The sequence below is a fragment of the Acinetobacter sp. WCHA45 genome, assembly GCF_002165255.2.
Classification (GTDB): Bacteria; Pseudomonadota; Gammaproteobacteria; order Pseudomonadales; family Moraxellaceae; genus Acinetobacter.
In genome coordinates this window covers 2161659-2176182 of sequence record NZ_CP028561.1, presented here as the reverse complement: position 1 = coordinate 2176182, position 14524 = coordinate 2161659, and the positions used below count along the sequence as shown (strand labels likewise).

Here is a 14524-nt window from a genome sequence, read left to right as displayed (position 1 = left end):
GCAAAGTGATCAAATAAAACGAACAAATAAATTGAATAATGTAAATTTAGCATTGATTAAACAAAAAAAGGACGGTCAAAACTGACCAGTCCTTTTTCTGTGATGAACGTTGCATCTCACTCTAATCTATGATTAGAACGCGAAGTGTTCCGCATCAAGTTCAAACAATGGCGCAACACCAGTTGAAAGTACATCTACATGTGAGCGAACACGTGGCAAAATCTTCTTGAAGTAGAAGCGAGCAGTCGTTACTTTTGCATTGTAGAAGTCAACGTCAGTGGTGCCTTCAGCTAGTTTCTCCTGAGCAACCAATGCCATACGTGCCCATAGGTAAGCAAGTGTGACATAACCAGAGAAGTACATGTAGTCAACCGCAGCTGCGCCAACTTCATCAGGGTTTTGCATTGCACGCATACCGATTTGCATCGTGATATCGCCCCATTCTTTGTTTGCAGCAGCCAATGGTGCAAGGAATTCTTGCATTGCAGCATTGTCTTTGTTCGCTTCAACAAATTTATGGATGATCTTAGTGAAGTCTTTTAACATTGCACCTTGAGTTTGCAATACTTTACGACCTAACAAGTCAAGTGCTTGGATTTCAGTAGTACCTTCGTATAAGCAAGCAATACGTGTATCACGTACGATTTGCTCCATACCGTGCTCAGAAATAAAGCCATGGCCACCAAAGATTTGAACCCCATGATTTGCAGATTCGTAACCAGTTTCAGTTAAGAATGCTTTTGCAATTGGCGTCAATAAAGACAAGATGTTGTCAGAGAATTTACGATCTTCTTCAGTTGCACCTTGTTCAACGATATCTGCGTGTAGAGACAACAGATACACTAGTGCGCGACCACCTTCTGCAAATGCTTTCTGGGTCAACAGCATGTTACGTACCGCAGGATGCACAATGATTGGATCTGCTTCTTTTTCAGGCGCTTTAGGACCAGAAAGTGAACGCATTGCTAAACGATCTTTCGCATATGCTAAAGCACCTTGGAAAGAACCTTCAGATGCAGCAAGACCTTGAACGGCTGTACCAATACGTGCAGTGTTCATGAATGTGAACATGCAGTTTAGGCCGCGGTTTTCTGGTCCGATCAAGTAACCTTTTGCTTTATCAAAGTTGATCACACAAGTTGCGTTACCATGGATACCCATTTTGTGTTCGATCGAACCACAACGTACCGCATTGCGCTCGCCAACTGAACCGTCAGTATTTACAAGGAACTTAGGTACGATGAAGAGCGAAATACCTTTAGTGCCTTTAGGTGCACCTGGTAAACGTGCAAGAACGATGTGAACAATATTGTCAGCCATGTCATGTTCACCAGCAGAGATAAAGATTTTCTCGCCAGAAATTGCATAGCTGCCGTCTGCTTGTGGTTCAGCTTTGGTACGGATAATACCCAAGTCGGAACCTGCATGAGATTCGGTTAAACACATGGTACCCGTCCACTCACCTGAAACAAGCTTTGGCAGATAGGTTGCTTTTTGTTCATCTGAACCGTGGTGTTCTAAAGTACGTACAGCACCATGAGAAAGACCTGGGTACATGCCCCATGCCCAGTTTGCTGTACCTACCATTTCTGAAATCACGTTTCCTAGAGAAACAGGTAGACCTTGACCGCCATATTGCTCTTCAGCAGAAAGAGATGGGAAACCAAGTTCGATATATTTTTGATACGCTTCTTTAAAGCCGGTAGGCGTAGTAACAACACCATCATTCCAAGTACAACCTTCACGATCGCCTGATTGGTTGATAGGAGAAAGTTCATTCTCACAGAAATCAGCTGCTGCTTCTAAATATTGATCAACCAATTCGCGGCTTACGGTGCCTTGAAATGCAGGAAGTTTTGCGTAATGTGCTTCAGCATTTAATAATTCGTGCAATACGAACTGCATATCACGTAAGGGTGCTTTGTATTGTGGCATAGCATTTTCCTCAATACTGGTTAAACCAGAGTTATAATCTTAGTCAATGATAAATGTGCCCAATGGCAGCATTTTGTACCGCTAATCGTGCAGCAAGTCATCGTTCTGTACAAGCTTTAACAGGGCATTTCTTGGTGACTGTAAAGTCAAAGATAATGCTTAAATTATTTCAAAGCGTATTGATTGTAGGCAGTTTGCGTTGAATTCGCTCGTAATAATATGCAAAAAATCGTAAGCAGCTGTGTAATTAAAAATAATTGACTCTGCAAATAAATTAAAAGGCGCTTGAGGCGCCTTGATAACGAAATAATATTATGTTCTTAGATAGGTTTAACGTTTGAATTGTGATTTCTCAGGCGTAAAGCGAACGTCACAAGTACCTTCAATTACACGATTATTCCACTGAACATTCACACGCTCACCGATACGTTTACCCTGACAGGCTTTCTCGATCTGTGCTCTCTGTAGTCGATGTTCTTCACGCATTTGTTCTCGTTGTTCTTCACGTTGTTCGCGTTTAGCTTCCCATTCTGCACGTTGTTCAGGGGTTAGCGGTTGACGTTGCATTTCGTGGCGGTGGCGATCATGATTCATTCCTTGTTCTGAAGGTGTTACTTGGCAGGCAGCCAAACCTAAAACAGAACCGAGAAGAGTTGTCATTAATACGATTTTTGTCTTGTTCATTATTTTATCCTGCGTAGTCAGTTAAGATTCGATTGTTAAAGATTAGATAATAAAGATGAAGAAAGAATGGAGAGTTTTTTTGAACCATGTTGGTTACAATCCACAAATAGAACACTATTGAGATTTCGCTTTTGAATGTTCGTCGCATGCCTTTAGCCATACGTTTATTTTTAACGCTATTACTGACTACCTTAGTGATTGCAACAATCAGTTTAGGGGTATTGCATTGGACCATGCAAAAGAACTTCGCACGTTATGTTGCTGATGTGGAAATGCAAAAATTAGATCGTTTGATTGCGAATCTAGGTAATGTTTATACGGTTTATCATGACTGGGGGAATGCCATTCAGGCGCAGATTTTACAAATTGAAGGGAACGCAGCACCTGATGATTATGATCGCTTGTCTCAGTGGTGGTTGCGCCGTCAGTATGATATTGCCTTACAACAACGTTATTTTAATGACCATACCTTATTAACGCTTTCCCCCACTTTAGCTCAAAACAACACCGAAATAAAAAATCGTCAGATTTTTAATGATGAAGAATTAAAGATTCTTAAACAAAATTTACCCTCAGAATATCAACCCTTTGAAGGCTTACGTTTTCCTTTGAGCCCGAGCCAATTTCGGTTAAAGAAAGATGCGAAAGATGACAAGCAAGAGACTAAATCTAGTTCATCATCTGAACATGTTAAAAAGCGTTTTGTATCAATTCCAGATCGTTTAGGTTTAAGTTCAAGACTGTCTTTATATGATGAAAAACACCAATTTATTGTGGGCGAACCTGCAACTGATCAAATAGCCTACCGTCCAATTCTGGTCGATCAAAAAGTTGTGGGTTATCTCGGCTTAAAACCCGTATTGGATCAGGATGATGCATCCAGTATCAATTTCTTTAGTAATCAAAAGCGTTATTTACTTTTAGTTTATGCCTTAACCGTGCTTTCTAGTCTGGTGGCGGCATTATTGATGGCAACTTATTTTAAAAAGCCAATTCAACGTTTGCTCAATGCGACGTTGGAATTAACGCGTGGAAATTACCAACATCAGGTTGTGATTAAGCGAAATGATGAATTGGGAGATTTATCTAATCAACTGAATCATTTGGCTGATATTTTGCATCAGCATGAAGAGTCTCGCCGTCAATGGGTCGCAGATACTTCTCACGAATTAAAAACACCTTTGGCTGTGTTACAAGCACAGATTGAAGCGATGCAGGATGGAATTCGTAAAGCAACACCCGAGCATCTTGATGCAATGATGCGTCAAGTGAGTAGTTTAAAGAAGCTAACACAAGATTTGGCTGATTTAGCACAGGCAGATGCGCAGCAGTTGAAATGCTATTTTGCTGAAGTCAATCCATGGGATGTCGTACTGCAAGAAGTTGAGAATTTTAAACCTACATTTGAACAAAAGCAGTTTGATGTTTCACTCTCAGGCGAAGGAATAAGCCTATCTTTAGATCGAGATCGTTTTAAACAGATCATTGTTAACTTGCTTGGAAATTGTGTACGTTACACAGAACAAGGTGGAAAAATACAGATTCATACTCAACAAAATGAGCATGAATGGATATTGTATGTGGATGATAGCCCATTTGGGGTAAGTGATGAGCAGTTGGCGCGTTTAGGCGAGCGTTTCTATCGTGTGGATGATTCACGCACACGTAGCACTGGCGGAACGGGTTTAGGTTTGGCTTTGTCTTGTAAACTTGCGCAGGCTTTAGGTGGTTCACTTACTTTTAATCATTCACCTTTAGGTGGATTGCGTTGTGTGCTGACTTTCCCAAAATTAATGAAATAACTTTTTTGATCCTCTTTGCTTGAGGACGATGGATAGGATGAAAACCATGAAGCATATTATGTTGGTTGAAGATGAAGTTGAACTAGCGCAGTTGGTTCGTGATTATTTAGAGGCGGCTGGTTTTGAAGTCAGTATGTTTCATGATGGTCAGGATGCTTATACCCAGTTTCAACAACGTAAGCCAAGTCTCATGATTTTAGACTTGATGGTTCCTCGTATGGATGGTTTAACCATTTGCCGTAAAGTACGTGAACAATCTGATTTACCGATTATTATGGTAACTGCGCGTACTGAAGAAATTGATCGTGTTCTAGGCTTAAATATGGGGGCAGATGACTATATTTGTAAACCATTTAGTCCGAAAGAGTTGGTTGCACGTGTACAAGCTGTTTTACGTCGTTTAGAGCGTAAGGCAGAACCTGATCAAAATGATTTATTTCGTATCGATAAAGCACAGCAACGTATTTGGTATCAACAAAAAGCATTAACTTTAACACCGACTGAATTCCGTTTATTGGAATTATTTTTGGAGCATCTCGGTCAAGTCTATTCACGTGCGCAATTATTAGATCATATTAACCCAGATAGCTTTGATGTGGCAGATCGTGTAATTGACAGTCATATTAAAAATCTTCGTCGAAAAATTACTGAAGCTGCTGAAACGGGTAATCGTCATGAATGGATTCAAGCGGTTTATGGTGTAGGTTATCGTTTTGAATATCCTGATGAGTAAGTAGTTTTACTTTATCCTGTGGATAACCACAACATTATCCACAGAAATTGTGGATAATTTCCGATGAATTCTGAGCAAGGGTGATGTGCTTTATCAATCTATCTTAGATAAACAACACGCCTGAACCGCGATAGCGGCACTAAGTACATCAAAATTATTCATCATTAAGACGAACAACTTACCATCACCTCAGGCACACCACTTGGTAAAGGTGCAGTATCTTGTTCAGTTTCCAACTCTGGCTGTTTTTGATAAGGCTGATTGAGTAGCTTAAATAAACGATCAACTTCACTGAAATCACCACGTTCGGCTAGTTCAATCGCTTTTTGTGCCATGTGGTTGCGTAAAATATAATGAGGATTAGCGCTTTGCATAACTCGATCTAATTCGTCTGTATCTTGAGTTCTACGAATCTCCTGATATTGATGGAGAAAAGCATCAAACTGACGTAGATCTAAGCAATCATCACGGAGTGTTTTATATTCCTTGTTCTGTAGGCGAATAAAACTTTGCGTATAGTCGAGTTGTTCCGTTTGTAAAATTCGCAAGAATGCAAAACTACAATCTAAACTGTCTTTATGAAAATGGGGGAGTCCCATCTTCTCACAGAGTCCTAGACCATAATGATGTAAAAAGATTGGTTCAAATTGTTCTAAGCAAGTCGCTAAATCTTGTTTGAATTGTTCTTTATGCTCAGACTTAGCTAAAGGAATAAGATTGTTCAACCATGTCCACAAATTCCAATGTCCAATACTTGGTTGGTTTTGATAGGTATAACGACCTTGGTAATCGGAGTGGTTATTAATCCAGTTTGGTCGAAAGCGTTCCATAAATCCATAAGGACCAAAATCTAAGGTTGAGCCTGTAATATTTAAATTATCGGTATTCATTACACCATGCGCAAAACCGACTAATTGCCATTTGGCGATCATGATTGCTGTACGTTCAATGACAGCTTTAGCGAAACTCAGAACAGGGTTCTCAGCTTCTAGGCATTCTGGATAATGCCATTCGATACACTTTTGCGTAAATTCAGTTAAAAGTTCAGGTGCATATTGATTGATCCACTCAAAATGACCGAAACGGATATGACAGTCTGAGGTGCGTAACAACATTGCACCAAGTTCAAGAGTTTCACGTTGTACACCTTGTGTCGATGTGGTGAAACCAACGGCATGGCTAGATGCTACGCCAAGCGCATTCAGTGCATGACCTGCTAGATATTCACGAATCACTGAGCGCAGTACCGCACGACCATCACCCATACGAGAGTAGGGGGTGGAACCAGCACCCTTGAGGTGTAGATCAATGGTTTGTCCATGTTGATTTAGAATTTGTCCAATCAATAAACCACGCCCATCCCCTAATTGTCCTGCCCATTGTCCAAACTGATGTCCTGCATACACCATGGCCAAAGGGGAAAATTCGGCAAAGGTTTTTTGCCCGCTACAAATCTCAACCCAATTGGCTTTGTCTTCATCACTCCATTGCAACTCATTTGCCAAAGCCTCATTGAAATGACCTGCTTTTGCACCACGTAAAGGACTTGGTTGCTGTTGATGATAAAGCTTTGAATTGAGAGATGAATAGCGAGGATTGAAATGCATAGGTCAATATCATGGCAAGAAGCTGAATGATGACTATAACAAAGATAGGTCTAAAATAGTGAATTGTGATTATGAACTGAGTCTTTAAATAGGCATAAAAAATGGCCTCTAAAGAGACCATTTTATTGAGTATTTTTTATTCTGAAACTGGTGCTTTTTTGATATTACGCACTAAAGTTTCTAGACATTCACGATGATGTGCAAGGCGATGTTCAAGCAGTTGGAAATCAACTTTAAGTTTATGATCCATTTGATGGATTTTTTCAGCCATTGCCGCTTTTTTTGCTTGTAGCTCTTGCTCTTTCAACTTGGCCCAATCGTTTAGAGTCAATGTAAAAGCTTCATATTCTTGAGCAATACGTTGTTTCATCTGAGCAATATCAGTGTTCACATCGTGACCATAAATTGCGAGGTCTTGTTCAGCATATTTAAACTTCATCGCAAGCTCTGCTTTTTGGATATTAAAGCTTGGAATACGACGTAAGTTTTTCGCTAAGCCTAACTTGGAACTTGTCCAAATTAGCCATTTGGTAGGGTCATATTGCCACCATTTAACACCATTACGGTAATCGTATTGGAAAATATGGTGATAGTTATGATAGCCCTCACCCCAAGTGAGAATCGCTAGGATAAAATTATCACGTGCGGTATTTTCGTCAGTATAAGGGCGTTTACCCCACATATGACATAAAGAGTTAATGAAGAAGGTGACATGATGGCTAAGGAATAAACGAACTAAACCACCCAAAAGTAACACACCCCAGATATCACCAACTAACCAACCGACAGGCAACAAAATACCTGCATGCACAGCAATAACTAAAGGAACATAATATTTATCTTGGAACATGACTAATTTGTCATTTAACAAATCAGGTGCATTTTTATAATTTGGTTCGGCAGCAGGGTAGTTACGTAACATCCAACCCATATGTGCATACCAGAATCCATTATTAATCGAATATGGATCTTGGTCTACATCGTCAACATGACGGTGATGTGTACGATGACCTGAAGCCCAAAATAAGATACTATTTTGAACTGCAAAAGTACCCATAATCATAAGAATGATTTTTAAAGGTAGGGTTGCTTCATAAGCACGGTGTGCCCATAAGCGATGATAGCCAGCAGTGATACCTAAACTGCTTACACCTAGTAAGACAAACATGCTAATCCATGCGCCCATACTAAAGTCATGATAATAGGTATAAATTGGAATCGAAATGAGCGCAACAACTGGTAAGAATACCAGTGCGAAAATTGCAATCCAATTAATGGGTGCTTTCTTGAGTGGGGCGGAAGTCATATCCGTCAGCGCTCCTAAAAACCTTGTTTACACAAGATATAAAAACCAAACGAGATAGCAAAACCAATCATGACGATATATTGCTATTTTATGTTCGATATTAGCATGCTCAGATTAGATAACACTAGCATTATTCTACAGTTGTACTGAAAGAACAGTAACAGAATTCGTTTGTTGAATTAATCAATAAATTAAAAGGCGAAATAAATCAATGTCAGAACAAATAAGCGTGAAAAATACAATTTATTCTTTGAATAAGTTTTTTCACAAAACTTTAATATTATCTTGTGCTTTGCTACTTACTGCATGCCAAAGTCAACCGACACAGATCACTAAAAATAGCTTGCATCCAAAACGTGTAAGTGAATTGCCTCCTATGCAAGTTCGTAAAAGCAACGATGGCATTCAAGAGGTGAATTGGCAAATAACCATGATTCAAAATAAACGTGCTTTATTCTTCAATCAATACCCAAGTTTTATGCTGAATTCAGTGACTAAAACCATTTCAGGTCATACGGGCTGCAATAACATTTATGGAAGTTATCAATATGATCTTAGCCAAAGGAAAATAAGTTTTGATGTGAGAGCGCAGCACTTAAGTTGTGATAAAGCATTAGCACAAGAAGCAGATCTGATGGATGCGATGCAGCGGATTGAACGTTTCCAAATTGAAGGGACGAATTTGTATTTATTAGATGCGAAAGGGCAGCGTTTAATTCAGGCGCAATCTAAAAAATAAAATTAGTTGTCGGAATAAACTCCATACTTTTATAAAGTTAGATGTTGCAACATGGTGCTCGGGAAATCAGTGATTAACCCTTGAATGCCCAATTGTTGTAGATGTTTGGCACGTTCAACGTCATTAACTGTCCAGACACTCACAGCAAGTTCGGCTTGCTGTGTAAACTGAATGATTTGATCAGTTGCCAGTTGATCTTTCCAACCAATTTGGTGGCACTCATATTGTTGAGCAAGCTCGATTGCGTATTCCCCAATTGGAATTTCAACCAACAGACCACGTTTAAAATGACTTTGATGTTGTTGTAATGCCGCTAAAATTTTTACATCAAAACTCGTAATTGTGGCAGTTTGTTCAAAGCCGACTAAATCTTGGTGTAATTGTAGAATTAAACGCTCAGCCGCTACTTCATCTGCAACTGCTTTAATTTCAACTTCAATATGTTCAAAATCAGTTAAACAAGCCATTACATGGGGCAGGCTGGGTGTGTATTCTTCAGATCCCCACGCCTGCCATTGATGGCGATGATCAAATTGCTGAGCTTCAGATAAATTACAGCTTTCAACATGCTGTGATTTACCCGTGGTACGAACAAAATCATCATCATGAATCACCACCAATTGGTCATCTTTGAGTTGACGCACATCAAACTCAACTGCACGTACACCTAAATCATGCAAGTAACGGAAGCCTCCTAACGTATTTTCAGGAGCTTCACCACGTGCGCCACGATGACCAATGATTCGCATTTTGATTTACCTTAAAATAATTATGCTTGATCAATACTATCATTAATGTTTTTTTGCCAAAGCACTTCACTACCGCCTTCTGCACGTTGCAAAGCACGTGAGGCAACAAATAACCAGTCGGATAAACGGTTCAAGAGTTGTAATGCAGTAGCTTGAATATTTTGATCACGATTGTGTACTGACATCAAAGTGCGTTCTGCGCGGCGGCATACAGCACGAGCTTGATGTGCATAACTACATGCTAGGCTACCCGAAGGCAAGATAAACTCTTTGAGCATTGGCAGAGATTCATTCATGTGATCAATTTCTTTTTCAAGAAACTCGATACAAATTGGCTGGAGTAAGTGATAGTTGGGAATACAAACTTCGCCGCCTAAATCAAATAACCAATGTTGGATCAAGCTTAAACTTTTATCCCAATCAGCTTTATTTTCAATTTGAGATGCGCTGATTTGTGCTCTTAATACGCCAATCGTGGCATTAAGTTCATCTACATCACCTAGCGCATTAATTCGTAAGTCATCTTTAGCGACACGTGAGCCATCCCCAAGTCCTGTTGTGCCTGAATCACCTGTACGTGTATAGATTTTACTTAAACGATGTCCCATGGAGCTGTCCTACAAATAAAAAGGGGATAATGTCGGTCAGAACATTACCCCGAAATTGGAGTTAAGAAAATATTTTTATTGTCTAGATTGCACGATTAATAACGAAGACTGACACCTACAGAAGCTTGGCGACCACCGTTGATGTACCAATTACTAGAGTTATAAACAGTCTTATATTCCACATCGCCAACATTTTGAATATTGGTAAAGATTTTAATATTTGGGTTAATATTCCAGTACATATTTAAATCAATAGTAACGTAACCTGGAACTTTTGGTGGATTTTCACTATTTGCTGCATTTACGTTAGAACGTGCGATAATCGAAGTGCTTATGCCATAGATTTGATTTTCAAGTCCTGTGGTTAAATTTAATGTTTCTTTAGGTCGATACGCAATTTCTAAGCCAGTTTTCTTGTTCTCAGTTTTGACGTACGCATATTCAGTTGAAATGAATAAATCATCTTGTTTCCATTTTATACCAAACTCACCACCAGTAAATTGTGCTTTAATAATATTTTCATAAGTACTAGTAGTTGTATTTGTTGCAATATCTTTACTAGACGTTGATGCAATTAGGTTCTTGAGGTCAGTTTTATAAACTGAAAAAGATGAAGATAAAGTTGATGTAAATTGATGATCTAAACCAATTTCATAGGAAATACTTTCTTCTGGTTTAAGATTAGTATTGCCATAGGTATGATAAATACCGTATTTGCCATAATCGGCTTCACTGTGATAGTACAACTCTGTTAGTGATGGTGCCCTGAATGCACTACCAATATTAGCGTAAACACTAGATGTTGGTAGAATGAAATAACGAATTGCGCCTTGGCCTACTGTATGAATACCAAATTTTTCATTATCTTCTAAACGGACTCCTACTTGGGTATTTACTTTGTCTGTTTTAAATTGATGTTGTAAGTAGTAACCTGTTGAATCAATACTTTGTTTTCCATTTAGGATAGAAGCATCTTTGTACTCACTGTTGTCTATACTTGTACCAAACAAGATATTTTGAGTTGGTGTGAATAACCATTTTATATTTAAATCACCTTCATTGCGTTTGGTATTTGCATGGTACGGTGATGATTCCACATAATTTTGAGTATCTTTAAAGTCTGAGTAACGTGCATTTAGAGTTATGCCTTGATAAGGAGTAAGCTCAGCATTAGCACTAATAAGTTGGTTTTCGAAATGGCGTTCAGCAGAGTTATTTACGCCTCCGTTGTCTGAGTAATTATTTACGCCTTTATTCTGGCTAATTTCAACGGCAGTTTTAATATTTTCTTTATTATCATAGCCAATTTTTGTGCTATAGCCCTTTTGTTCATAGCCTGCTTTATTGTTTCTTTTTTGGGTGTCAAAAATGCGTGTTCCATCAGTCTCTTGACGTTGTCCACGAATCTGAGCAAAGAAACCATTTTCTACTATATCAGTGCCAATAATAGCTTTATATGTTTGATTTTCACCATAAATGCCTGTAACAAAAGCACTGTTTTTCTCAGGCGAAGAAGAAATCATTTGAATAACACCGCCAATCGCATCACTACCATATTGTACAGATGACGGACCTTTTAAAATTTCTATTCGTTCAATGTCAGTTGTATCTAAAAACTCAGGGTAAATAGGGCTTAAAGAATTAGAGGTATTCAAACGATTACCATCTTTTAATAGTAAAGTATGATTTGGATTCGTTCCGCGTAGTGAAAGGTTAGTACCTTGCCCAATTCCACCATTTTGTTTGATGTAAATACTTGGATCTTTTTGTACTAAATCTGAGACATTGAGTATAGGATTTTGCTCAATCGTTTTTTGATCAATCACAGTCAGACGTGCAGGAACATTCTTTAACTTTTCTTCAGAACGAGATGCCGTCACAACAATCGTATCTAGCGTCGAAGTTTTCGCACTTGATTGATCTTGAGCAAAAGTAGTTGAAGAAAACCCCATCGCAATAGCGATAGCACCAACTAAACGTGTCGGTTGAAAAATAGTAGACATGATGTCGCTCCATACATTCACCCGTCGTGAATGTTAAAGTGGAAATAAACAACAAGCAGGTCTCCGGACTTCACTATATCATCACAATGACGATGCTATTAATCATCTTCCCACATCATTCAGATGCAGTGATTTGGCGTTTAGCTAAGATTAATAATTCGGTGTTACCGTTGCGAGGGCAGTGTTGGACTTACACCAACTTCCCTATAAGCAAAAGAATGTGCTTTAGACTTGTTGCGAGATGATGCGAAGTATAGAGTGTTCACGTTTTTTAAACAATTGCATTTGGAAATGAACTTTGACCAAAGTATGTCAAATTGCTTTACAATGTGAGAGTAGTAAATAGTCATCTCAAATTGGACATCAAATGCGTCAAACCCAACTCCGAACTCGCGCCAAGATTTGTGGAATCACGCGGACTCAAGATATTGATGCTGTTGTGCAAGCAGGAGCAGATGCGATTGGATTGGTATTCTTTCCCCCAAGCCCGCGTCATGTCAGTATTGAACAAGCGCAAATTTTGGCAAGCTCAGTACCCGCTTATGTTCAGTTGGTCGGTTTATTTGTAAATGCAAGCGCAGAAGAAATCCAAACAGTGCTTGATTCAGTTCCGTTGGATGTATTACAACTACATGGTGATGAAACACCTGAACAATGCCAACAAATTGCGTTGCATTGCAAACGCCGTTGGTACAAAGCCATTCAGGTTAGACCTGATTTAGACATTTTGACCGAAATTCAACGCTATCAAGCTGTGGGAGCCAGTGCGGTTCTACTTGATGCGTGGCATCCTGATTTAAAAGGTGGAACAGGTCACTGTTTCGATTGGAATAAATTTCCAAAACTTGATATTCCACTAATCTTGGCAGGGGGCTTAACTCCTGAAAATGTGAGTGACGCTATTCATACTACAGCAGCTTTTGCTGTGGATGTCAGCGGAGGCGTAGAGTCCGCTAAAGGTATAAAAGACCAACAACTCATTGAAAAATTTATGCAAGGAGTCCAACGTGGATCAGCAAAACCTTAGTCAACAAAATCAGGCGATTGACTACACCCAGTTTCCAGATGCTCAGGGGCATTTTGGTATTCATGGTGGGCGTTTTGTGTCAGAAACGCTTATGGCTGCACTTGAAGACTTAGAAAGTCTTTATGGTCGTATGAAAAATGATGCTCAGTTTTTAGCAGAGTTTGACCGTGATCTTGCGTTTTATGTTGGTCGTCCAAGTCCACTTTATCATGCTGAGCGATGGTCTCAGCACCTCGGCGGTGCGCAAATTTACCTGAAACGTGAAGACTTGAACCATACAGGTTCACACAAGGTCAACAACACCATCGGTCAAGCGTTATTGGCAAAACTGTCGGGTAAAAAACGTATCATTGCTGAAACAGGTGCAGGTCAACATGGTGTTGCGACCGCAACCATCGCTGCTCGCTTGGGTATGGAGTGCGTGGTGTACATGGGGGCTGAAGATGTAAAACGTCAGGCGATGAATGTCTATCGCATGCGTTTGCTTGGCGCAAAAGTTGTACCAGTGCAAAGCGGATCCAAAACTTTAAAAGATGCATTGAATGAAGCGATGCGCGATTGGGTCACCAATGTTGATACGACTTATTATGTCATTGGTACGGTTGCTGGTCCGCACCCATATCCACAGCTTGTACGTGATTTCCAATCAATCATTGGTCGTGAAGCACGTCAACAGATCCAAGCACAAGCAGGGCGTTTACCTGATGCCTTGGTTGCTTGTGTTGGCGGAGGTTCAAATGCAATGGGCTTGTTCTATCCATTCCTGAATGATCAGGATGTGAAAATGTACGGTGTTGAAGCGGCAGGTTTCGGCATTGAAACAGGCAAACACTCAGCGCCATTGAATGCAGGCCATGTGGGTGTATTACATGGTAACCGTACTTACCTCATGTCGGATGAGCAAGGTCAGATTATTGAAACACATAGTATTTCAGCAGGTTTGGATTATCCAGGTGTTGGTCCAGAGCATAGTTTCTTAAAAGATATGCATCGTGTGGAATATGTGCCAATTAAAGATGATGAAGCCTTACAAGGCTTCCGTGATTTAACTCAGATTGAAGGCATCATTCCTGCGCTTGAAAGTTCACATGCGATGGCTTATGTCACTAAACTTGCCCCAACGATGTCGAAAGACCAAATCATTATTGCAACAGTTTCAGGTCGTGGCGATAAAGATTTAATGACGGTTGCGAAAATTGATGGTATTCCGATGGTCGACTTATAAAACTGAATAGGTGTGTGATAAGATCGGCTAAAGCGTGTGCCTAAGCCATATTAATATTGTGACTAGTTGTACATGGACGTATAACACAAGAATAATCATAAGGGAT

At 39.6% G+C, this 14524-nt stretch carries 12 protein-coding genes and 1 riboswitch; of the genes, 5 read left to right on the top strand and 7 right to left on the bottom strand.

All coding sequences use genetic code 11. The features are described from left to right. Positions 1-132: 132 nt before the first annotated feature. Together CDG55_RS11840 and CDG55_RS11835 are read right to left on the bottom strand one after the other, a co-directional pair. Positions 133-1935, bottom strand: coding sequence for an acyl-CoA dehydrogenase C-terminal domain-containing protein (locus tag CDG55_RS11840; RefSeq protein ID WP_087535678.1), 1803 nt, complete (start codon positions 1933-1935; stop codon positions 133-135). A gap of 330 nt (positions 1936-2265) precedes the next feature. Further along, entirely contained in the window at positions 2266-2619 is a 354-nt protein-coding gene (locus tag CDG55_RS11835; RefSeq protein WP_087535679.1) for a heavy-metal resistance, read from the bottom strand. A gap of 131 nt (positions 2620-2750) precedes the next feature. On the opposite strand from CDG55_RS11835, the gene baeS reads away from it, so the two are divergent. Both baeS and CDG55_RS11825 read left to right on the top strand, forming a co-directional pair. Then, complete coding sequence (baeS, locus tag CDG55_RS11830) at positions 2751-4421, top strand: sensor histidine kinase efflux regulator BaeS (RefSeq protein WP_087535680.1); 1671 nt, start codon at positions 2751-2753, stop codon at positions 4419-4421. Positions 4422-4467: 46 nt separating this feature from the next. Further along, positions 4468-5154 carry a response regulator gene (locus CDG55_RS11825; RefSeq protein ID WP_004664800.1) on the top strand — a complete coding sequence of 229 codons (687 nt, stop codon included), beginning with the start codon at positions 4468-4470 and terminating at the stop codon, positions 5152-5154. Between the two features lie 164 nt (positions 5155-5318). On the opposite strand, the gene CDG55_RS11820 is transcribed toward CDG55_RS11825, so the two are convergent. Both CDG55_RS11820 and CDG55_RS11815 read right to left on the bottom strand, forming a co-directional pair. Then, the gene (locus CDG55_RS11820; protein ID WP_087535681.1) at positions 5319-6761 is read right to left on the bottom strand and encodes a protein adenylyltransferase SelO; all 1443 of its coding nucleotides are present in this window, start codon (positions 6759-6761) and stop codon (positions 5319-5321) included. 136 nt (positions 6762-6897) lie between these two features. Then, positions 6898-8067, bottom strand: coding sequence for an acyl-CoA desaturase (locus CDG55_RS11815; protein ID WP_005162177.1), 1170 nt, complete (start codon positions 8065-8067; stop codon positions 6898-6900). A gap of 211 nt (positions 8068-8278) precedes the next feature. Between CDG55_RS11815 and CDG55_RS11810 the strand changes: the two genes are divergently transcribed. Beyond that, positions 8279-8806: an META domain-containing protein gene (locus CDG55_RS11810; RefSeq protein ID WP_087535682.1), complete on the top strand. Its 528-nt coding sequence runs from the start codon at positions 8279-8281 to the stop codon at positions 8804-8806. 29 nt (positions 8807-8835) lie between these two features. Here CDG55_RS11810 and CDG55_RS11805 read toward each other — a convergent pair whose 3' ends face one another. The 3 genes from CDG55_RS11805 to CDG55_RS11795 form a co-directional block, all read right to left on the bottom strand. Then, positions 8836-9555 (bottom strand): glycerophosphodiester phosphodiesterase, encoded by a 720-nt coding sequence (locus tag CDG55_RS11805; protein WP_087535683.1) that lies wholly within the window; start codon positions 9553-9555, stop codon positions 8836-8838. Between the two features lie 20 nt (positions 9556-9575). Next, on the bottom strand, positions 9576-10163 hold the full coding sequence (locus tag CDG55_RS11800; protein WP_005214390.1) for a cob(I)yrinic acid a,c-diamide adenosyltransferase: 588 nt from the start codon (positions 10161-10163) through the stop codon (positions 9576-9578). Between the two features lie 95 nt (positions 10164-10258). Then, positions 10259-12166, bottom strand: coding sequence for a TonB-dependent receptor plug domain-containing protein (locus CDG55_RS11795; RefSeq protein ID WP_087535684.1), 1908 nt, complete (start codon positions 12164-12166; stop codon positions 10259-10261). A 36-nt stretch (positions 12167-12202) separates the two neighbouring features. Continuing rightward, positions 12203-12416, bottom strand: a riboswitch (cobalamin riboswitch). A gap of 117 nt (positions 12417-12533) precedes the next feature. Here CDG55_RS11795 and CDG55_RS11790 point away from each other — a divergent pair. Together CDG55_RS11790 and trpB are read left to right on the top strand one after the other, a co-directional pair. Next, a complete protein-coding gene (locus tag CDG55_RS11790; RefSeq protein ID WP_087535685.1) occupies positions 12534-13193 on the top strand; it encodes a phosphoribosylanthranilate isomerase in 660 nt (219 codons plus the stop codon). After that, on the top strand, positions 13174-14418 hold the full coding sequence (gene trpB, locus CDG55_RS11785) for a tryptophan synthase subunit beta (RefSeq protein WP_005162160.1): 1245 nt from the start codon (positions 13174-13176) through the stop codon (positions 14416-14418). The genes CDG55_RS11790 and trpB overlap by 20 nt, the downstream gene beginning before the upstream one ends. Positions 14419-14524: the final 106 nt, after the last annotated feature.